This window comes from Paraburkholderia caribensis (genome assembly GCF_002902945.1).
GTDB lineage: Bacteria > Pseudomonadota > Gammaproteobacteria > Burkholderiales > Burkholderiaceae > Paraburkholderia > Paraburkholderia caribensis.
This window is the reverse complement of sequence record NZ_CP026101.1, coordinates 2,900,341-2,918,792: the sequence shown is the minus strand read 5'-3', so window position 1 is coordinate 2,918,792 and position 18,452 is coordinate 2,900,341. Positions and strand designations below refer to the sequence as shown.

The 18,452-nt window shown below is 64.3% G+C and carries 18 protein-coding genes; 8 read left to right on the top strand and 10 right to left on the bottom strand.

Translation table 11 applies throughout. The annotated features are described in order from the left end of the window. The first annotated feature begins 18 nt into the window (after positions 1–18). A complete protein-coding gene (locus C2L66_RS12905) occupies positions 19–519 on the top strand; it encodes a pilus assembly PilX family protein (protein ID WP_233444917.1) in 501 nt (166 codons plus the stop codon). A gap of 26 nt (positions 520–545) precedes the next feature. Beyond that, complete coding sequence (locus tag C2L66_RS12900) at positions 546–965, top strand: type IV pilin protein (protein WP_060599735.1); 420 nt, start codon at positions 546–548, stop codon at positions 963–965. A 30-nt stretch (positions 966–995) separates the two neighbouring features. Here the strand turns inward: C2L66_RS12900 and C2L66_RS12895 are convergent, their stop codons facing one another. The 3 genes from C2L66_RS12895 to C2L66_RS12885 all read right to left on the bottom strand — a co-directional run bounded on the left by C2L66_RS12895 (position 996) and on the right by C2L66_RS12885 (position 2,348). Next, entirely contained in the window at positions 996–1,475 is a 480-nt protein-coding gene (locus C2L66_RS12895; protein ID WP_054928850.1) for a DUF3318 domain-containing protein, read from the bottom strand. A 43-nt stretch (positions 1,476–1,518) separates the two neighbouring features. Continuing rightward, positions 1,519–1,902, bottom strand: coding sequence for a phage holin family protein (locus C2L66_RS12890; RefSeq protein WP_054928893.1), 384 nt, complete (start codon positions 1,900–1,902; stop codon positions 1,519–1,521). Between the two features lie 143 nt (positions 1,903–2,045). Next, on the bottom strand, positions 2,046–2,348 hold the full coding sequence (locus tag C2L66_RS12885; RefSeq protein WP_007584918.1) for a DUF883 family protein: 303 nt from the start codon (positions 2,346–2,348) through the stop codon (positions 2,046–2,048). A gap of 393 nt (positions 2,349–2,741) precedes the next feature. On the opposite strand from C2L66_RS12885, the gene C2L66_RS12880 reads away from it, so the two are divergent. Further along, on the top strand, positions 2,742–3,380 hold the full coding sequence (locus C2L66_RS12880; protein ID WP_054928849.1) for a peroxiredoxin: 639 nt from the start codon (positions 2,742–2,744) through the stop codon (positions 3,378–3,380). A gap of 101 nt (positions 3,381–3,481) precedes the next feature. On the opposite strand, the gene C2L66_RS12875 is transcribed toward C2L66_RS12880, so the two are convergent. After that, complete coding sequence (locus C2L66_RS12875) at positions 3,482–4,672, bottom strand: acyl-CoA dehydrogenase (RefSeq protein WP_054928848.1); 1,191 nt, start codon at positions 4,670–4,672, stop codon at positions 3,482–3,484. Between the two features lie 121 nt (positions 4,673–4,793). Between C2L66_RS12875 and C2L66_RS12870 the strand changes: the two genes are divergently transcribed. Then, positions 4,794–5,618, top strand: a complete 825-nt coding sequence (locus C2L66_RS12870) for an IclR family transcriptional regulator (protein ID WP_060599736.1) — start codon at positions 4,794–4,796, stop codon at positions 5,616–5,618. Here the strand turns inward: C2L66_RS12870 and C2L66_RS12865 are convergent. Then, positions 5,615–6,445 carry an EAL domain-containing protein gene (locus tag C2L66_RS12865; protein ID WP_054928892.1) on the bottom strand — a complete coding sequence of 277 codons (831 nt, stop codon included), beginning with the start codon at positions 6,443–6,445 and terminating at the stop codon, positions 5,615–5,617. The genes C2L66_RS12870 and C2L66_RS12865 overlap by 4 nt on opposite strands. Before the next feature lie 228 nt (positions 6,446–6,673). Here C2L66_RS12865 and C2L66_RS12860 point away from each other — a divergent pair, with 228 nt between their 5' ends. From C2L66_RS12860 to fahA, 3 genes are read left to right on the top strand one after another with little or no spacing between them, the layout of a single operon-like run. Further along, a complete protein-coding gene (locus C2L66_RS12860; protein WP_060599737.1) occupies positions 6,674–8,032 on the top strand; it encodes an MFS transporter in 1,359 nt (452 codons plus the stop codon). Between the two features lie 19 nt (positions 8,033–8,051). Further along, positions 8,052–9,374, top strand: a complete 1,323-nt coding sequence (hmgA, locus tag C2L66_RS12855; RefSeq protein WP_060599738.1) for a homogentisate 1,2-dioxygenase — start codon at positions 8,052–8,054, stop codon at positions 9,372–9,374. Then, entirely contained in the window at positions 9,371–10,681 is a 1,311-nt protein-coding gene (fahA, locus tag C2L66_RS12850) for a fumarylacetoacetase (protein ID WP_060599739.1), read from the top strand. Before hmgA ends, fahA begins: the two co-directional genes overlap by 4 nt. Positions 10,682–10,747: 66 nt before the next feature. Here fahA and C2L66_RS12845 read toward each other — a convergent pair whose 3' ends face one another. The 3 genes from C2L66_RS12845 to C2L66_RS12835 all read right to left on the bottom strand — a co-directional run bounded on the left by C2L66_RS12845 (position 10,748) and on the right by C2L66_RS12835 (position 14,208). After that, positions 10,748–11,905 carry an MFS transporter gene (locus C2L66_RS12845; protein ID WP_103323707.1) on the bottom strand — a complete coding sequence of 386 codons (1,158 nt, stop codon included), beginning with the start codon at positions 11,903–11,905 and terminating at the stop codon, positions 10,748–10,750. An 84-nt stretch (positions 11,906–11,989) separates the two neighbouring features. Further along, on the bottom strand, positions 11,990–13,147 hold the full coding sequence (locus tag C2L66_RS12840) for an MFS transporter (protein WP_054928842.1): 1,158 nt from the start codon (positions 13,145–13,147) through the stop codon (positions 11,990–11,992). Positions 13,148–13,353: 206 nt separating this feature from the next. Then, positions 13,354–14,208, bottom strand: coding sequence for a crotonase/enoyl-CoA hydratase family protein (locus tag C2L66_RS12835; RefSeq protein WP_060602479.1), 855 nt, complete (start codon positions 14,206–14,208; stop codon positions 13,354–13,356). 272 nt (positions 14,209–14,480) lie between these two features. Between C2L66_RS12835 and C2L66_RS12830 the strand changes: the two genes are divergently transcribed. Beyond that, complete coding sequence (locus C2L66_RS12830) at positions 14,481–15,041, top strand: plasmid fertility inhibition factor family protein (protein WP_054928841.1); 561 nt, start codon at positions 14,481–14,483, stop codon at positions 15,039–15,041. A 958-nt stretch (positions 15,042–15,999) separates the two neighbouring features. On the opposite strand, the gene C2L66_RS12825 is transcribed toward C2L66_RS12830, so the two are convergent. After that, positions 16,000–17,007, bottom strand: coding sequence for a 2-hydroxyacid dehydrogenase (locus C2L66_RS12825; RefSeq protein WP_060602481.1), 1,008 nt, complete (start codon positions 17,005–17,007; stop codon positions 16,000–16,002). 63 nt (positions 17,008–17,070) lie between these two features. After that, entirely contained in the window at positions 17,071–18,060 is a 990-nt protein-coding gene (locus tag C2L66_RS12820) for a LysR family transcriptional regulator (protein ID WP_060602484.1), read from the bottom strand. Positions 18,061–18,452: the final 392 nt, after the last annotated feature.

Here is an 18,452-nt window from a genome sequence, read left to right as displayed (position 1 = left end):
TGCAGGCATCGGCGACGGTTGCACCGGCATCCCCGCGACCGGGGCATTGCGCTGCCCGTCGTGCTGCTGATTGCCGCGATGATGCTCGCCACCTCGGCCGCGTGGTTCGAGCAATCGGTGGCTGGCGCACGAAACGCGGCAGGAATGGCCGACCATCTGATCGCGCTGCACGCAGCGGACTCGGCGCTGTCGACGTGCGCGCGCAACGCCGTCAACGGTTCGCTCGCGGGCATGCCGGGCTTCGGCGGCGAGCCAGTCGGCTGGAAATCGCAAACGATCTTCGAATCCAGTGCAGTCGCGCCGTTCGCATCGTGGCCGACCGCGTTATCGTTTCGCGCGCCGCAATGCCTGATCGAACAGTGGCAACTGGCGAACCGTGCAGGCGCGCAAGCCTGGCTCATTACCGCGAGAGGTTATGGGCGCAAGGCGGATTCGCAGATGTGGCTGCAACTGGAGTTGGTGATCGAAGGCGGCACGATCGAAAAACACTGGCGGCGCATTGCGGCGCGCCCTTTTTGAGTGCTTATCCAGTCATGACTGTTGCAATGAAAACCCATCGTCGCGCTTTTTCGCTACTCGAGCTGATCGTCGCGCTGGCGATCGCGGCGACGCTTGCTGGCTTCGCGATCCCGTCATATCGCGGCCATATCGCGAAAGCGCACAGAACGGACGCAGCGTCCGCGCTCTATCGCGCGGCGCAGTTCGCGGAGTCTGCCGCCCATGTGGATGGCGCGCCATTGCCGTCCGGTCTCGATCAGGCGCCGCAGGGCGGGAGGGCCGTGTATCGGCTGCGTATTCTGTCTGCGGACGATTCGAACGGCGGCTATGCGCTGGAAGCTCAGCCTTTGGAGAACGGCCCGATGGCAGGCGATGCGTGCGGCACCTTCATACTCGATGCCACAGGCTCGAAGTCGAACAGAAGCGCCGCGAGCGCTGACCCCGACGATTGCTGGAGCGCGCGTTAGCCGATGAAGCAAGACAACGGGCGCGACCTGTCAAGGCGGGCTCATATCGGCGTCGCCAGATGCAGCCGTCGATGCTCCTGGCTTGCGCGATTCGCGCTTGACCTGCTGGTAGATGCGAAACGCTTCCCACGCGGCGAGGCCGACGCTGCCCCATTTGAGCGCGGGCTTCGCAGTGGCGAATACGGTGTTGCGGATCGGCTTGGCGAGCACCAGCGAGGCGATCGAACTGATCAGCGGGTATTCCTTGAGCAGTGCGCCGATCCCCGCCGACGCACCGTGCCGGCGTCCCCAAGGCATCGCGCCGGCGAAGCCCGGCACGATGAACTTGAGCCAGCTGAAATGCGTGACGGCGGTGCGCAGGTCGAGCGTCGCCTGCGCGAGTTCCATGCGTTCGACGTCCGCGCGCACGATCAGCAGCTCCTTGCGCAACGCGCGCAGATGTGGCGCGCTCAAGTCTTTGGCGGTCGGTCGGCGGCTGCGGTATGCGTTCTCGGAATGGACCTGGCTCATGGTTGATCGATGGCAATGGACAGCGAAAAGAGCTGCGCTGCGTTCAGCGTTTGCGGAAAATCTCGCGGTCTTTCTCGAATTCGTTGAGCGTGGCTTCGAAGATCATCGGCGAGTTGTGCAAGCCGCTGCGCGCCCGCAACGCACAGCCGATCGCCGCGACGGCATAGACGATCGTGATGCCCGCCAGCGACTGCCACCGGTAAGTGTCCCAGAAGGCAATCGCGATCAGCGCAGTCAGTGCGATCAGCGCCATGGTTGCGAGCATCATGGCGGCCAGCCCCATGAACAGCACCATCAGCAGCCGGTCTTTTTCTTCGGCCAGCTCGATGCCGATCAGTTCGAGCCGCGTCTGCAGGATCGAAAAGAACGAACTGAGAATGCGCCGCAATGGCCCGCGGTCCCCGCTCTGCGTTTGTGTATCGATCATGGCTTCAGCGTGTTGCGCGCGAGGATGCGCGAAGAAGGTGCGGACAGGGCGCATGCGCCCGTCCGCCTGTCAGCGAAGCGCGCCGGCCGCTCGACCTTCCCGCGGCTGGCTGCTTCACGCGCGCTGTCACGCGCGTCGGTGCGTTACTTGCGATTGATCAGCAGGCCCACCAGCACGCCGACGCCAGCCGCAATGCCGATCGATGCCCACGGATGTTCGTGGACATAGTCGTCGGTGGCGCGAGCCGCCTTCTTGCCTTTCTCGACGACCACGACCTGCACGTCGGCTGCCTTTTCCTTCGCCTGCTTGAGACGCGAGAGCGCCGTCTCGCGCAGTTCAGAAGCGCGTTCGCCGGTGGCGCTCGCGGCCTGCTTCAGCAGATCTTCCGCGTCTGCGAGTACGGTTTTGATATCCGACATCAATCTCTCCTTGTTGACTTCCGACATTGACTGCTCCCTTCGTGCACGCTACGCGTGAATCGTAAACCAAAGAAACGGCCGCTGGCGAGCCAGTGGACCTTACGACTGACCGTGCGTCATGGGCTACGCGCGAAGCGCGCAATGCCCGAACGCCGTTGCATGAAGCGTTCCCGAACGTCGCGGGCGTTTCATATTGCCCGCTTCGGACCGTCCCGCTCAACGTGTTGCAGAACACGCCACCGTTTGATGGAGTTGATCTGTCCCGCTAAGTTTCGTACATCCGGAAGAAAATTACAAAACCTGATAAGCGTTGCAGCCAATGTTCGTTAGAAGTGCAGGTCCTGATCCCGTATGCTCTAATTTGTACCCCTCGTCCGGCTGGACGGGCAAATCATTCGAACAACTTCAAGGAGCTGCACTATGAGTCTACGTCTTGGCGACGTCGCACCCGATTTCGAGCAGGAGTCGAGCATTGGCCGCATCAGGTTCCACGAATGGCTCGGCGACAGCTGGGGCGTCCTGTTTTCGCACCCCGCCGACTTCACGCCCGTCTGCACGACGGAACTCGGCCTGACCGCGAAGCTCGCCAGCGAATTCGACAAGCGCGGCGTGAAGACGATTGCATTGTCCGTCGACAGCAAGGAATCGCACAGCGAGTGGATCAAGGACATCAACGAGACGCAGGCCGCGAGTGTTGGCTTTCCGATTCTCGCCGACGGCGACCGCAAGGTGTCGGAACTGTACGACATGATTCATCCGAACGCGAACGCTACGCTGACGGTCCGGTCGCTGTTCATCATCGATCCGCAGAAGAAGGTGCGTCTGATCATCACGTATCCCGCCAGCACGGGCCGCAACTTCGATGAAGTGCTGCGCGTGATCGACTCGCTGCAACTGACGGACAACTATCAGGTCGCCACGCCCGGCAACTGGAAGCATGGCGACGACGTCGTGATCGTGCCGTCGCTGAAGGACGAAGAAGAGATCAAGCGCAAGTTCCCGAAGGGCTACAAGGCGCTGCGTCCGTATCTGCGCATGACGCCGCAACCGAACAAGTAAGCGTCTGCTGCTTGCACGGCTCGAACAAAAAGCCCGCGTTCGTTGAGAACGCGGGCTTTTTGCTGACTGCATTACCGAAGTTTCGCGGCGAATCGCCGGCGTCAGAAGAACGCCTGAATGCCCGTCTGTGCGCGTCCGAGAATCAACGCGTGAATGTCATGCGTGCCTTCATACGTGTTCACGACTTCCAGATTCACCAGATGCCGCGCGACGCCGAATTCGTCCGAGATGCCGTTGCCGCCCAGCATGTCGCGCGCCATCCGCGCGATGTCGAGCGACTTGCCGCACGAATTGCGCTTCATGATCGACGTGATTTCGACGGCGGCCGTGCCTTCGTCCTTCATGCGGCCCAGGCGCAGTACGCCTTGCAGGCCGAGCGTGATTTCCGTCTGCATGTCGGCGAGTTTCTTCTGGATCAGCTGGTTCGCGGCGAGCGGCCGGCCGAACTGCTTGCGATCGAGCGTGTACTGACGCGCGGTGTGCCAGCAGTCTTCCGCCGCGCCGAGCGCGCCCCATGCAATGCCGTAGCGCGCCGAATTCAGACAGGTGAACGGTCCGCGCAAGCCTTTTACGCCGGGCATCAGATTGTCTTCCGGCACGAACACTTCATCGAGAACGATCTCGCCCGTGATCGACGCGCGCAGGCCCACCTTGCCGTGGATCGCAGGCGCGCTCAAACCCTTCCAGCCTTTCTCAAGGATGAAACCGCGAATCTCATCCTTGCCGTCCGTTTCGAGCTGCGCCCAGACGACGAATACGTCCGCGATCGGCGAATTCGTGATCCACATCTTCGAGCCGGACAGCGAATAGCCGCCGTCGACTTTCTTCGCCCGCGTGACCATGCTGCCCGGATCGGAGCCGTGATTCGGTTCGGTCAGGCCGAAGCAGCCGATCCATTCGCCCGTCGCGAGCTTCGGCAGATATTTGTCTTTTTGCGCGTCGGAGCCGAATTCGAAGATGGGGACCATCACGAGCGACGACTGCACCGACATCATCGACCGATAGCCTGAATCCACGCGTTCCACCTCGCGCGCGATCAAGCCGTAGCTCACGTAGTTCAGACCGGGGCCGCCGTATTGCTCGGGAATGGTCGGGCCGAGCAGGCCGAGTTCGCCCATCTCGCGGAAGATTGTGGCGTCTGTTTTCTCGTTGCGGAACGCCTCGAGCACGCGCGGCGCGAGCTTGTCCTGCGCGTAGGCGTGCGCGGCGTCGCGCACCATGCGTTCTTCTTCCGTGAGCTGCTGGTTAAGGAGCAGCGGGTCTTCCCAATTGAACTGCGCGGCGGCTGCCATGACGTATCTCCTGGACCGATCAGCGCGGCGCACCGAAACGCCGCATGCTGATCTCGTGCTTGACTTGAGTTCCGCTCTGCGAAACAATGTTTTGCAAAACGACGACTGAGTTTAGCACCCGATGTCGAAACCTGCATCCATAACATCCCCAACGTCCGCGTCTGAGCGCATCGCCGATCCCGTCGACGAGCGCAAATTCGTCGTCGCGCTGGCTCGCGGGCTCGATCTCCTGCGCGCGTTCCGTCCGGGCGAGACGCTGCTGGGCAACCGCGACTTCGTCGAGCGCACGGGCTTGCCGAAGGCGACGGTGAACCGCCTCGCGTACACGCTGACGGTGCTCGGCTACCTGCGCTTCGACGAGGCGCTCGGCAAGTACGCGCTCGATGCCGGCGTGCTGTCGCTCGGTTTTGCGCTGCTGTCCGGCACCGACACGCTCGAACTCGCGCGGCCGCATATGCGCGACTTCGCGCGCGAGGTCGGCGCGGCCGTGTCGCTCGGTTGCCGGGACGGTCTGGACATGATCTATCTGGAGACGATTCGCAGCGAGACGGCGCTCACGCTCGGGCTCGCATCCGGGTCGAAGCTGTCGATGCTGACGAGCTCAATGGGCCGCGCGTATCTCGCCGTGCAATCCGCCGACGCGCGCGCCGCGCTGCTCGCCGAACTGCAGCGGGCAGCGGGCGACGAAGGCGCGCAACTGGTGGTCCAGGCGCAAGCGGAGATCGACGCATTCGCGACCGAGGGCTGCTGCTATTCGTTTCGCGACTGGCACGATGACGTCAATGCCGTGGCCGTGCCGTTCAGCGATCCGCGCGATGGGCGGCTGCTGGTGCTGAGCTGCAGCGGCCCGGCGTCGTCGATGGGGGAGGGCGTGTTTCGGGAACTGGTCGCGCCGCGTCTGAAAGCGTTGGCGCGGCGTCTGGGGCCGGCCCCGGAGCGAGCTTAAGCCGCCCGGTTCGCGTGCACGACGAACAACGGCCCCTGCACGAATCGCACATCGTATTGCTGCAGCAGATCGAACTGCGCTTCAGTCGCCACGCGATTGAAGATCAACGGAATTTTTAGCCGATTCGCATAGCTGACCAGCGGCTTCACCATCGAATCGCGCAACGCCGAAGCGGCGTCCATCTTGATGAAGTCCAACCTCGCCATGTCCGACACGGACAGGATCTGCCCCGCGTTCGGCAGATTGCCGGCCACCTTGAATCCGTAGTGCTGATAACTCTTGGTCAGATAACCAAGAAACGTCTTATGCGCGACCGCCGCAGGCGGCAACTCGATCACGACTCGCGACGGATTCAACCCGAATGACATCAGCACAGCCGAGAAATGCCGGCCGTGGTCGTACCGCACGCTTTTCAGCAGCCGTTCGTGCACGCGCAGAAACAGCAGGCCGTGCCGCTGCGGGCCGAAGAAGTTGACGGCGTGCATCGCGCGCGACATCCGGTCGAGCGCGACCAGTTGCTGGTCGTCGGGCACGTGGTCGAACGGGTCGAAGCTGTCGAGCGGGGTGCCGTCGGCCAGTTGCGTGACGGCCTGGACCCCGAGTTCATCGCCGAAACGGTCCGCGCTATCCGGCGACGACGACAGTGACTGCGCGAGCGCATGCACCGAAATGTCGAAGATCGGCTCGTAGCTGCTGCCGAGTTCGACGTCGCCGTAAGTCGCGATGGCTTCGCCGCTGCGCGGGCCTGTGCCCATTCTCAGATGCTCGCCGAGAAACGGGTGAGTGGAAGCGCGTTCGACGAGTTCGGGAATGGTCAGCGGGATCATGAATACGTGGGTGGGGAGCGGACTTGGGTCGCGGCGGGGCGCCGCACGCTTCGATGGTAGCAGCGGCAGCCGCTCTTTCATGCACCAAATACTGATATGGATTTCGCCATTCGTGTGGCGATCGATGCCTGATCGAGGGTTTACGTTAATTTCACTAATCGGAATCTGTTTTACTATTCGTAAATTCTTGCTCCAGCCTTTTTATCCCCGTTCCGCAGGAAGCGAAAGATGAGCGAACTCCACCGGTCTGCCGATGTGATCGAAGTCGAGCGCGCGCTGGCCGACGGCCACCGGCCGACGTTTCAGTTGATGCTGCTCGTGCTATGCGGGCTGTGCCTCGTGATCGACGGTTTCGATGCGCAAGCCATGGGTTACGTTGCGCCGAGCGTGATCGGCGAATGGCATGTATCGAAGGCGGCGCTCGGGCCGGTGTTCAGCGCAAGCCTGTTCGGCATGCTGCTGGGCGCGCTCGGGCTGTCCGTGCTGGCGGACCGGATCGGACGGCGCCCGGTGCTGATCGGCTCGACGTTCTTCTTCGCGCTGTCGATGCTCGCGACGCCGTTCGTCTCGACCATTCCGGCGCTGATCGCGCTGCGGTTCATCACGGGGCTGGGCCTCGGCTGCATCATGCCCAATGCGATGGCGCTGGTCGGCGAGTTTTCGACGCCCGCGCACCGCGTCAAGCGGATGATGCTGGTGTCGTGCGGTTTCACGCTCGGCGCGGCCATCGGCGGCTTCATCAGCGCGGCGCTGATTCCCGCGTACGGCTGGCGCGCGGTATTCTGGGTTGGCGGCGCGGTGCCGTTGGTGCTCGCCGTGGCGATGCTCGCCGCGCTGCCCGAGTCGCTGCAATTTCTCGTGCTGAAGGGCCGCCATGAGCGCGCGCGTCAGTGGCTGGCCAGGTTCGATCCGTCGCTCGGCGTCGGTCCTGCGACGCGCCTCGTCGTGCAGGAAAAGGCCGGCGGCGGCGCGCCCGTCGCCGAACTGTTCCGCGCGGGGCGTGCGCCCGTCACGCTGATCCTCTGGGGCATCAGCTTCATGAACCTGATCGATCTGTACTTCCTGTCGAACTGGCTGCCGACCGTGATGCGCGACGCAGGCTACTCGCCGTCCACAGCCGTCATCGTCGGCACCGTGCTGCAGACGGGCGGCGTGATCGGCACGCTGCTGCTCGGCTGGTTCATCGAACGTTTCGGCTTCGTGCGTGTGCTGTTCGCGTGCTTCGCGCTCGGCGCGGTGAGCGTCGGCGCGATCGGCACGGTGTCGCATGCACTCGCGTGGCTGCTGGCTGCCGTGTTCATAGGCGGCTTTTGCATCGTCGGCGGACAGCCGGCCGTCAATGCGCTCGCAGGACACTTCTATCCCACCACCCTGCGTTCGACGGGGATCGGCTGGAGCCTCGGCATTGGCCGGATCGGCTCGGTGATCGGGCCGCTCGTCGGCGGACAGCTGATTGCGCTGAACTGGAGCAACGCGCAGCTGTTTCACGCGGCCGCCTTGCCCGTGCTGGGTTCCGCGCTGCTGGTGCTGACGCTCGCCGCCGCCACGCGCCGGCGCGGCGGCCCGGCCAAAGCGCAGCCCGCTTGAGATTCATTGGAGACTTTGCATGGAATCATCCACACGACGCGAAATCCAGCCGGGCTATCAGTCCGGCTTCGCCAACGAATTCGCCACGGAAGCGTTGCCCGGCGCGCTGCCGCAGGGCCGCAACTCGCCGCAGCGCGCGCCTTATGGCCTGTACGCGGAGCAGCTGTCGGGCACCGCGTTCACCGCGCCGCGTGGCCATAACCGGCGCTCGTGGCTGTATCGCATTCGTCCCGCTGCCGTGCATCAGCCGTTCACGGCGCTGCCGTCGCACCGGCTCGTGGCGAATTTCGCCGACGTGCCGCCCACGCCGCCCAACCAGTTGCGCTGGGACCCGCTGCCGATGCCCGCCGAGCCGACCGATTTCATCGACGGCTGGGTGACGATGGCGGGCAACGGCGCGGCGGAAGCGATGAGCGGCTGCGCGATCCACGTGTACGCCGCCAACCAGTCGATGCAGGACCGCTACTTCTACAACGCCGACGGCGAGCTGCTGATCGTGCCGCAAGCCGGGCGTCTCGCCCTCTTCACGGAGATGGGCAAGCTCGACGTCGAGCCCTTCGAAATTGCGGTGATTCCGCGCGGCGTGCGTTTTTCGGTGGCGCTGCCGGATGGAAAAGCCAGCGGCTACATTTGCGAAAACTTCGGCGCGCTGTTGCGCCTGCCCGACCTCGGTCCGATCGGCTCGAACGGTCTCGCGAATCCGCGCGATTTCCTCACGCCGCACGCCGCGTATGAAGACCGCGAAGGCGACTTCGAGCTGGTTGCGAAGCTGAACGGACATTTGTGGCGCGCGGACATCGGTCATTCGCCGCTCGACGTGGTCGCGTGGCACGGCAACTACGCGCCGTACAAATACGATCTTCGCCATTTCAATACGATCGGTTCGATCAGCTACGACCACCCGGACCCATCGATCTTCCTCGTGCTGCAATCGCAAAGCGACACGCCGGGCGTCGATTCGATCGACTTCGTGATCTTCCCGCCGCGCTGGCTGGCCGCCGAAGATACGTTCCGCCCGCCGTGGTTCCATCGCAATGTCGCGAGCGAGTACATGGGTCTTGTGCACGGCGCGTACGACGCGAAAGCAGAAGGTTTCGTGCCGGGCGGCGGGAGCCTGCACAACTGCATGTCGGGCCACGGCCCGGACGCCGAGACGTTCGAGAAGGCGTCGAATATCGACACCAGCAAGCCGATCAAGGTCGACAACACGATGGCCTTCATGTTCGAGACGCGCACGCTGCTCAAGCCGACCCGCTTCGCGCTCGAAACGGCGCAGCTTCAGGCGCATTACTACGAGTGCTGGCAAGGTCTCAAGAAACACTTCAATCCGGAGCAACGATGAACGCATCGAGCGATCTTCAGGCGACGCTCGACGCGTCGCGCAAAAGTTGGGTCGAGTCGGCGAACGATCCGTCCTGCGATTTCCCGATCCAGAACCTGCCGTTCGGCATTTTCAGCGACGGGCTCAATGCGACGCGCCGCGCGGGCGTCGCGATCGGCGACTACATCGTCGATCTGGCCGCGCTCGACAGCGCGGGCCTGCTGACGGTCCCGTCGTCGGGCGCGGGTGACAGCGTGTTCGTGCGCGACGCGCTGAACGATTTCATCGCGTCAGGCCGCGACACCTGGCGCAGTGTGCGTATCCAGTTGAGCAAGCTGCTGTCGCGCGATCACGCGACGCTGCGCGACGACGCCGAACTGCGAAGCCGCGCACTGATCCGTCAGGCCGACGCGACGCTCCATATGCCCGTGCAGATTCCGGGCTATACGGACTTTTATTCGTCGAAGGAACACGCGACGAATGTCGGCTCGATGTTCCGCGATCCGAAGAACGCGTTGCTGCCGAACTGGCTGGAGATTCCGATCGGGTACAACGGACGCGCTTCGTCGGTGGTGGTGAGCGGCACGCCCGTGCGTCGCCCGAACGGCCAGTTGAAGCTGCCCGATCAGGAGCGCCCTGTCTTCGGCGCGTGCCGCAAGCTCGATATCGAACTGGAGACGGGCTTCATCGTCGGTCGCGGCAATGCGCTTGGCGAGCCGATCAGGTGCGGGGATGCGGAAGATCACATCTTCGGCATGGTGCTGCTGAACGACTGGAGCGCGCGCGATATCCAGCAATGGGAATACGTGCCGCTCGGCCCGTTCAACTCCAAGGGTTTCGCGACGACCATCTCGCCGTGGATCGTCACGCTCGACGCGCTCGAACCGTTCCGTGTCGCGCAGCCCGCGCAGGACCCGCAGCCGCTCGAGTATCTGCGCCACGCTGGCGAGCACGCCTTCGACATTTCGCTCGAAGTGCTGCTCAAACCGCAAGGCGCGAAAGAAGCAACGACCATCTCGCGCACGAATTTCCGCCACATGTACTGGACGATGGCGCAGCAACTCGCGCATCACACGGTGTCGGGCTGCAATACGCGGGTCGGCGATCTGATGGGTTCGGGCACGATCAGCGGCCCCACCGACGATTCGTTCGGCAGCCTGCTGGAACTGACCTGGAACGGCAAGAACCCGCTGCAACTGAAGGAGGGCGGAACGCGCGGGTTCATCGAAGACGGCGACGAACTGACGCTCGCGGGATGGTGTCAGGGCGACGGGTATCGCGTCGGCTTCGGCAAGTGCGTCGGCGAGATTTTGCCGGCGCATCAGTAACGCTCTGACGGCACATCGCCTGTCCAATCCGCGCGTGGCGTCATGCCCGCGCGGATTTCTTGCGTTTTATGGAGCCGCGTTCACCACGCCGCGCCGCTTTTCCCACAACGCCGCCGCGAGAAACGCCAACGCGCTCGCGAGCACCACGCCGATCATCGCGTCGTTGCCGACGCTCTTCATCAGCGCGCCCGCGATCAGCGGCCCGCCAAAGCTGGCGATACTCCACGACGCGCCGACCAGCGAACTCGCCGACACCAGCGCCACGCCACGAAAGCGCTCGCCGCACGCAACGAGCGACAGCGTATAGATCGCGCCCGCCGCCGCGCCGAGCACATAGAGCAGCGGCCAGCACAGCCACGGCGACTGCACGGCCCACGGCAACAGCGGCAGCAGCACGACGACCAGCACGGCGCAGCCGATATGCACGCGCTCGCGCCCGAGCCGGTCGGCGAGCCAGCCGATGGGGAACTGCATGGTCGTGTCGCCGAGCAGCAGCGCGGAAGCGAACAGCACGGCCACTTCGCCCGGAATACCGTGCGCCATCGCGAAGAGCGGCATCAGCGACAGCGCGATCGTGTCGAACAGCGCAAAAAAACCCGTGCCGATCACGAGCGCGGGCATTTGCGGCAACACGTGCCGCCAGCTGCCGTGCGGCTCGTGTTCGTCGGACGCGTGCGGCGCCGAACGGATCATCGACAGCACGGGCAGCGCAATCAGAAAGATCGCGCCGCAGATCAGAAAGCGCCAGTGATCGAACCGCGCGATCTGACTGACGAGCACGGGCCCCGCCATCTGGAACAGCGTGAAGTTGGTCGCGTAGATTGCGACGACTCGGCCGCGCGAGGCATCGTCGGCAAGCTGGTTGACCCATGCTTCGCCGATCGTGAAGAGCAGCATCAGCGCCGCGCCGCACAGCGCGCGCAGCACGGCCCAGACGAACAGATCGGCGGTGAGCTGCATCAGCGCGGTGGCGATCGCGACGATCAGCACCGAGCCGATGATCGCCTGGCGGCCGCCGCAGCGCGCCGCGAGCCAGCCGGCGATCGGCACGACGAGCAGGCCGCCGCCCGCCTGGGCGGCCGTCAGCAGGCCGACGACATCCGTGCCGTAGCCCGCTTGCGTCAGCGCGAGGGCGGTGAGGGGAAGTGTTGCGCCGCTGCCGAGGCCGACCACGGCCACGCTCAGGATCAGCGCGAGGAAATCACGGGAGAAGACGACTTTCATATCGGGCGAGATGCTACACCGCCCGCAAGTCACGCGCACCTTGTGATGGCAAGGTGCACGCTGCGGATATACCGGGTGGCGCGCTCAGCCCGCCACGGGCAAGCGCCGGTCGAGCGACACCGACCACCACGTCAGCGCGACCGCGGCCGCCGCCGTCGCGACGCCGACCCACGGCAGCGACGTGAGCGGCGCGCCCGCGCCGATGGCCATCCCGCCGAGCCACGCGCCCGTCGCATTGCCGAGGTTGAAGGCGCCCTGATTCAGCGTCGAAGCGAGGTTCGGCGCGCTGCTTGCGCGGTCGACGATCAGCATCTGCAGCGGCGGCACGATCGCGAACGCGAGGACGCCCCACAGGAAAATGGTCAGCATGGCGGGGATTTCGCTGTGCATCGTCATCGCGAAGACGGACAGGATGGCGACGATGGCCAGCAGAAACGACAGCAGCGATTGCACCGGGCGCCAGTCGGCGAGCTTGCCGCCGATCGTGCTGCCGACCGTCAGCCCCAGACCGAACAGCAGCAGCACCATCGTCACCGCGTGAGGCGTGAAGCCCGTCACGTCTTCGAGGATCGGCGTGATGTAGGTGAAGGTCGAGAACAGGCTCGCCGATGCCAGCACGCTGGTGCCGAGCACCATCAGCACCTGCGGGTTCTTCAGCACGGTGAATTCGTGGACGAGGCTTGCCTTCTGCATCTCGATCTTCGACGGCAGGCATACCGCCAGCGCGATGGCCGCGATCACGCCGATGCCCGTGACGGCCCAGAAGGTGGCGCGCCAGCCGACGGCCTGGCCGAGTGCCGTGCCGAGCGGCACGCCGAGCACGTTGGCGAGCGTGAGGCCCGTGAACATCAGCGCGATGGCCTGCGCGCGGCGGTTCGGCGCCACCAGGCCGGCCGCGACGACCGAGCCGATGCCGAAGAACGCGCCGTGACAGAACGCCGTGACGATGCGCGCGCCCATCAGCACCGCGTAGCCCGGCGCGATCGCGCACAGCAGATTGCCGAGAATGAAGATGCCGATCAGGCTCATCAGCGCTTTCTTGCGCGGCATGTTGGCGACGGCGATCGCGACGATCGGCGCGCCGATCGTCACGCCGAGCGCATACGCCGACACGAGCATGCCCGCCGCCGGAATCGACACGCTCAGATCGCGCGCGACATCGGGCAGCAACCCCATGATGACGAACTCGGTGGTACCGATTCCGAACGCGGCAACGGCAAGAGCAAGCAGGGGCAAAGGCATGATGGGACTTTCAGGGGAGGATCGCGGCGGCGGACGGGAAGGCCGTTCGCGTTGCCGTCGCGCGTATTCGGGGCGAGTGCGCGTGCGCCGGCAAAGGGTAAATCAGTAGGGGATTGTACCTAAGCCATTACAGCCGTGCGGTCTGCTTCGCGCACTGTTGTATTTCGTCGATTGCGATGTGATTGCGTAGCGAAAAACCCCCTATTTCAAGGGACTTTTTTATCGAGCCAGGCGCCGTGACGGCCTGCGCCCGCGGCGAACGCGGCCGCTCCCGCCACGCCTTGCGAGAACACCGCCGCATAGCCGCCCGCGCCTTCGCGGCGCAGCGCTTCGGGCAGATCGTCGAGCGGCGAGTTTTCATAGACGGAGCGGCGGTCCGCCAGCAGTGCCGCCTGCGGGAACGCGGCCAGTTCGGCGGCGAGCTGCTCGGCGGCGGCGCGCGCGGCGCCCTTCGGCACGACGCGGTTGGCCAGGCCGAACGCCAGCGCTTCGTCGGCGGTGACGGCGCGGCCCGTGAGGATCAGATCGAGCGCGCGCGACTGGCCGATCAGACGCGGCAGGCGGATTGTCCCGCCATCGATCAGCGGAATGCCGACGCGCCGGCAGAACACGCCCAGCACGGAGTCCGCTTCGACTACGCGCAGATCGCACATCGCCGCGAGTTCCAGGCCGCCCGCCACCGCATGGCCGGCAATCGCCGCGATGACGGGCTTGGTGAACACCATGCGGGTCGGTCCCATCGGACCGGGGCCGCGGCCGTCGGCGTGCAATTCGTTGCGCCGTTGGTCGTCTTCGAGAGCAGTGAGATCTGCTCCGGCGCAGAACGTGCCGCCCGCGCCCGTCAGCACGGCGGCGCGCCACGCGTCGTTGGCCTCGAAGCGGTGGAACGCGGCGGCGAGGGCTTCCGCGGTCGGACGGTCGATGGCGTTGCGGCGCGCGGGGCGGTCGATGACGATCGTTGCGACGGCATCAACCGGGAGCGCAACTTGCTGTTTCTGTGCAGTTGGGTTTTTTTGTGCAGTTTCGATGCGCACGAATTCGCCGAACTGTTCGATAGCCATCGTTCGCTCCGTTTTGCGCTGCACTGCAAGATCTAGACTGCATGAAGAGCGCCGAAAAAAGCACGGTTGCACGCGTGCCGACACCCTAAAGAACTGCGCAAAACGACCGCTAAACCGGAAGCAAAAGCCTGCGCGACGATGCGTGGCGCACGGGCAGCGATGCAGCGCGAATCGCTTGCCGCCAAGTCACGTGGTTTTAACAATCGACTCGTAGCTTAGGCGAATTTTGAACAGCCAGGGCGCGCGCACGCACCGGCGCATGGAGTCGCCCTATGTCCACACTGATGCAATTACCGACCCCGTCTCCCGCGGCATCGCCGTCGTCCGGCAGCGAGCCCGTCTGGATCGTGCCGCTGCACGAGCATCCGCCGTATGGTCACGTGCGCCTGAAGCGCGTTTTCACGACGGACGGCACGCGCCATCAGGTGGTGCTCGTCGATGCGCGCAAGCTCATTGCCTGCGCCGACCGCGACGACACGGATTACGTGCTGCCGCCCGTGCAGGAATGGCACCCCGGGAAGTTGCGCGGTATCCGCGAATTTCTCGAGCCATCGAATGCGCGCATTCCGCAGATGCCTTACGTAACGATCTCGACGCGCCGGGCGCCGGGACTGCTCGGCTGGCTCAGGCTGGAGCATGAAGGTGTGGTTGCGTTTCGCAACGGGCAGCATCGTGCGCGGTATCTGATGGCGGCGGGCGCCGTGTGGTTTCCAGTGGAAGTGCATGAGCGGGAGGCCGCAATGCTGCGGCAATATTGTGGTGCTTCGGATGATGCGCGTGTGGCGTTGCGGCCGACTTCTGATGGTAGTGGCGGCGGTGCGCCGCGGGCTTGAGGGTTTGGTTTTGGTTTTGGTTTTGTTTTGCGACGCTGGGTGGCCTGTTTTGTGTTTTCACTGGCATGCGCGTTGGCCATGTGCGCTTTACGCGTTGTTGGTCGGGGTTTTGGGCTTTGTAGCTGGCATCCGCGATTTGACTCTGCGCTGGCATCCGCGATGCGTTATCTAGCTTCATGCGTCGCCCCTGTGCGGGGCGGCACCTACTTTTCTTTGCCGCCGCAAAGAAAAGTAGGCAAAAGAAAGCGGCTCACACCGCCAATTCTTGACGTTTGTCCACGGGCCCCCAACGTCCCCACCCTTCACATGGCAACGCCCTTGTCCGTGTGCGTTGCCAACGCGCTGAACGAGCGCCTCACCCACTTCAAACACCCGTACATGAGCCAGCGGCAGCGAATGGTATGTGCCGCCCAGGTGGCAAACTGTGTGTAGGTTGTCGCGTCGTATGGCTTGGCGCTCTTACAGGGTGGGACGCATGCGCTATCGGTCCGGAGTGGTGCGCGTATGGCGCGAAAGCCGACACACAGTTTGCCACCTGGGCGGCGGTAGACTGTCTGGCGCGGCGTGCTGAAAAGCGGGGGGCGTGAAGCGGGTGAGGCGCTCATTCAGAGCGTTGGCAACGAACGTGGGTGACGTGGTTGCCGTGTGAAGCGTAAGAACCTTTGGGGGCCCTCAGGCAAGAACATGGGCTGGCGGTGTGAGCCGCTTTCTTTTGCCTACTTTTCTTTGCGGCGGCAAAGAAAAGTAGGTGCCGCCCCGCACAGGGGCGACGCTTGAAGCGAGATAACGCATCGCGGATGCCAGCGCAAAGGCAAACACCCCGACCAGCGAAGCGCGAGGTCAAAATCGCGGATGCAGCACAAGAGCGAGAGCAAAAGAGCAAAAAAGGCAAAAAGCAAAACCAAGACCAAAATCAAAACCAAAGCCCCACCCAGCTTGCGCAGCAAAAACCCCTTCCTCACCCGCCCGCCGGCGGCCCCTCTACTACATTCCGCGGCGTCCCATCCCGCCACGCCTCCACATTCCCAAGCGTCGTCTGCGCGATTTCCGTCATCGCCTCACGGGTAAAAAAAGCCTGGTGCGCCGTAACAATCACATTGGGAAACATCAACAGCCGCGCCAGCACATCATCCTGCAACGGCAGATTCGAGTGATCCTCGAAAAAAATCCCGCCTTCCTCCTCGTACACATCGAGCCCGAGATGCCCCAACTGCCCGCTCTTGAGCGCGCCGATCAGCGCATTGCTCTCGACCAGCCCGCCTCGCCCCGTGTTGATCAGCATCGCGCCGCGCTTCATCTTCGCGAGCGCATGGCGATCGATCAGGTGATACGTGGACGGCAGCAGCGGGCAATGCAGGCTCACGATGTCCGAGTCCGCGAGCAGCGTGTCGAGCGGCACGTAGCGCCCGCCGAGCGCCAACAGTTCGGTGGCGGGCGGGCCGGGGTCGTGTGCCAGCACCTGCATGCCAAAGCCCGCCATGATGCGCGCGAAGCACCGGCCAATGATGCCCGTGCCGATCACGCCGACCGTCTTGCCGTGCAGGTCGAAGCCGAGCAGCCCGTTCAGCGAGAAGTCGCCTTCACGCGTGCGGGCAACCGCGCGCGCGAGCTTGCGGTTCAGCGCCAGGATCATCCCCACCGCGTGCTCGGCGACCGCGTGCGGCGAATAGGCGGGCACCCGCACGACGCCCATACCGAGCCGCTGCGCCGCCGCGAGATCGACATGATTGAAGCCCGCCGAGCGCAGCGCGATGAGCCGCGTGCCGCCCGCATGCAGGCGTTCGAGCGTCGCGGCATCGACCACGTCGTTGACGAAGGGACACACGACGTCGTAGCCCTCGGCGAGGATCGCCGTGTCCGCTTCGAGATGCGACTCCTGGAAGTGCAACTCGTAGCGGAACGCGGCATTCGCCTCGTTGAACGTGTCGATATCGTACTGGCGGCTGCTGAACAAAATCATGCGCATGGTCACTGGTCTCCTGATGGACGCCCGCAGCGCGTCATCGATACGTGAGCAACCGCGCGCGGCTCACGAAGCGTGCTGCGCGGCGGGATGCAGGTCGTGCGCGATGATCGCATGTGCGTCGGCGGGCAGCCCTGACGCCGGGCAACCCGCATGCTCGAGCGTGTAATCGACGAACGCGCGCGTTTTCGCGGGCAGATGACGGCGGCGCGGATAGACGAGCGACACCTTGGCCTGCGATTCGTCAACGGTGTAGTCCTGCATGATGCGCTTCAGCGCGCCCGTTGCGAAGTCGTCGGCGACGAGCGGCTCGGGCAGCACCGCGACGCCCATTCCGGCAATCGCCGCGAGCCGCACCAGCAGCGGGCTGTTGACGACGTACGACGGATCGAGCGTGACGGGCTGCGCGTCGCCGTCAGTTTCGATGAAATGCCAGACGGTCGGACCGCGTTGCTCGGAAGGCGTCGCGATGCACGAATGCAGCGCCAGATGATCGGGATGCCGTGGCTCCTCGCGCGCGGCCAGATAGGACGGCGCGGCGCACGGCACGAGACGTTGCGTCGCGAACGACAGCTCGACGCTGTCGGTATCCGCCGACGCGCCTCCCGCCACCGGGCCCGCGATGAAGAGACCCACGTCATAGCCGTCTTCGATCAGATGCGGCAGGCGCTCGGCGAGCGTGAGCCGGATGCGCACCTTCGGAAAACGCCGGCGGTAGCCGTCGAGCAACTGCGTGAGCGCTTGCGCCGACAGCGCGCCCGTGGCGACGACGCGCAGCGTGCCGCCTGGCTCGCGCTCGGTGCCGGCCACCGAGCCTTCCAGATGATCGAGTTCCTCGAGCAGCCCGCGGCAGCCTTCCAGATAATGCGTCCCGGCCTCGGTCAGCGAAAGGTTGCGAGTCGTGCGGTTGATGAGACGCGCGTGCAAGTGCGCTTCGAGTGTGGCGATCGAGCGCGTCACGAGCGCATTCGATACTTTCAGTTGCTGGGCCGCGCGCCTGAAGCTCTGTGTTTCGGCGACCCGGACAAAGACCCGCATGGCGTAGATCTGATTCATGGTGGCGCCCTCGTAAAGCGCGGCGCTGCCGCGCGTCGTTGACCCGGCTGTGGCGTGCGGCAGCTTTCGGCTTTCTGCGTCGGCCTTTGCGGGTGTCATACCGTCGTATTGCGGGCAATCCGACGGCTCAGGAACTTGCAGACCCGGCTCAAAAATAATATTGACAGTCGCCGGCAATTACAATATCTATAAAAACGACAACGCTCTTTCGCGATTGTAAAAACGATGACAGTTTCGTCATATAGCGGAATCTATGTATACGATTTCCGCGCGCTTCAAATACGGACATAAAAATAATCGGGCTGTACGCACCGTGTTCCGGGTAGTTCGACAATTTTGCGAGGGAACGATGTCTGTCAACCGCAGCAACACAAGCTGACTCAAAAGCGAGT

What these genes read in the sequence shown, in the direction of transcription:
- C2L66_RS12900 (WP_060599735.1), top strand. Translation starts at nt 546, where the DNA reads ATGAAAACCCATCGTCGCGCTTTTTCGCTACTCGAGCTGATCGTCGCG.
- C2L66_RS12895 (WP_054928850.1), bottom strand. Translation starts at nt 1,475, where the DNA reads ATGAGCCAGGTCCATTCCGAGAACGCATACCGCAGCCGCCGACCGACC.
- C2L66_RS12890 (WP_054928893.1), bottom strand. Translation starts at nt 1,902, where the DNA reads ATGATCGATACACAAACGCAGAGCGGGGACCGCGGGCCATTGCGGCGC.
- C2L66_RS12885 (WP_007584918.1), bottom strand. Translation starts at nt 2,348, where the DNA reads ATGTCGGAAGTCAACAAGGAGAGATTGATGTCGGATATCAAAACCGTA.
- C2L66_RS12880 (WP_054928849.1), top strand. Translation starts at nt 2,742, where the DNA reads ATGAGTCTACGTCTTGGCGACGTCGCACCCGATTTCGAGCAGGAGTCG.
- C2L66_RS12875 (WP_054928848.1), bottom strand. Translation starts at nt 4,672, where the DNA reads ATGGCAGCCGCCGCGCAGTTCAATTGGGAAGACCCGCTGCTCCTTAAC.
- C2L66_RS12870 (WP_060599736.1), top strand. Translation starts at nt 4,794, where the DNA reads ATGTCGAAACCTGCATCCATAACATCCCCAACGTCCGCGTCTGAGCGC.
- C2L66_RS12865 (WP_054928892.1), bottom strand. Translation starts at nt 6,445, where the DNA reads ATGATCCCGCTGACCATTCCCGAACTCGTCGAACGCGCTTCCACTCAC.
- C2L66_RS12860 (WP_060599737.1), top strand. Translation starts at nt 6,674, where the DNA reads ATGAGCGAACTCCACCGGTCTGCCGATGTGATCGAAGTCGAGCGCGCG.
- hmgA (WP_060599738.1), top strand. Translation starts at nt 8,052, where the DNA reads ATGGAATCATCCACACGACGCGAAATCCAGCCGGGCTATCAGTCCGGC.
- fahA (WP_060599739.1), top strand. Translation starts at nt 9,371, where the DNA reads ATGAACGCATCGAGCGATCTTCAGGCGACGCTCGACGCGTCGCGCAAA.
- C2L66_RS12845 (WP_103323707.1), bottom strand. Translation starts at nt 11,905, where the DNA reads ATGAAAGTCGTCTTCTCCCGTGATTTCCTCGCGCTGATCCTGAGCGTG.
- C2L66_RS12840 (WP_054928842.1), bottom strand. Translation starts at nt 13,147, where the DNA reads ATGCCTTTGCCCCTGCTTGCTCTTGCCGTTGCCGCGTTCGGAATCGGT.
- C2L66_RS12835 (WP_060602479.1), bottom strand. Translation starts at nt 14,208, where the DNA reads ATGGCTATCGAACAGTTCGGCGAATTCGTGCGCATCGAAACTGCACAA.
- C2L66_RS12830 (WP_054928841.1), top strand. Translation starts at nt 14,481, where the DNA reads ATGTCCACACTGATGCAATTACCGACCCCGTCTCCCGCGGCATCGCCG.
- C2L66_RS12825 (WP_060602481.1), bottom strand. Translation starts at nt 17,007, where the DNA reads ATGCGCATGATTTTGTTCAGCAGCCGCCAGTACGATATCGACACGTTC.
- C2L66_RS12820 (WP_060602484.1), bottom strand. Translation starts at nt 18,060, where the DNA reads ATGAATCAGATCTACGCCATGCGGGTCTTTGTCCGGGTCGCCGAAACA.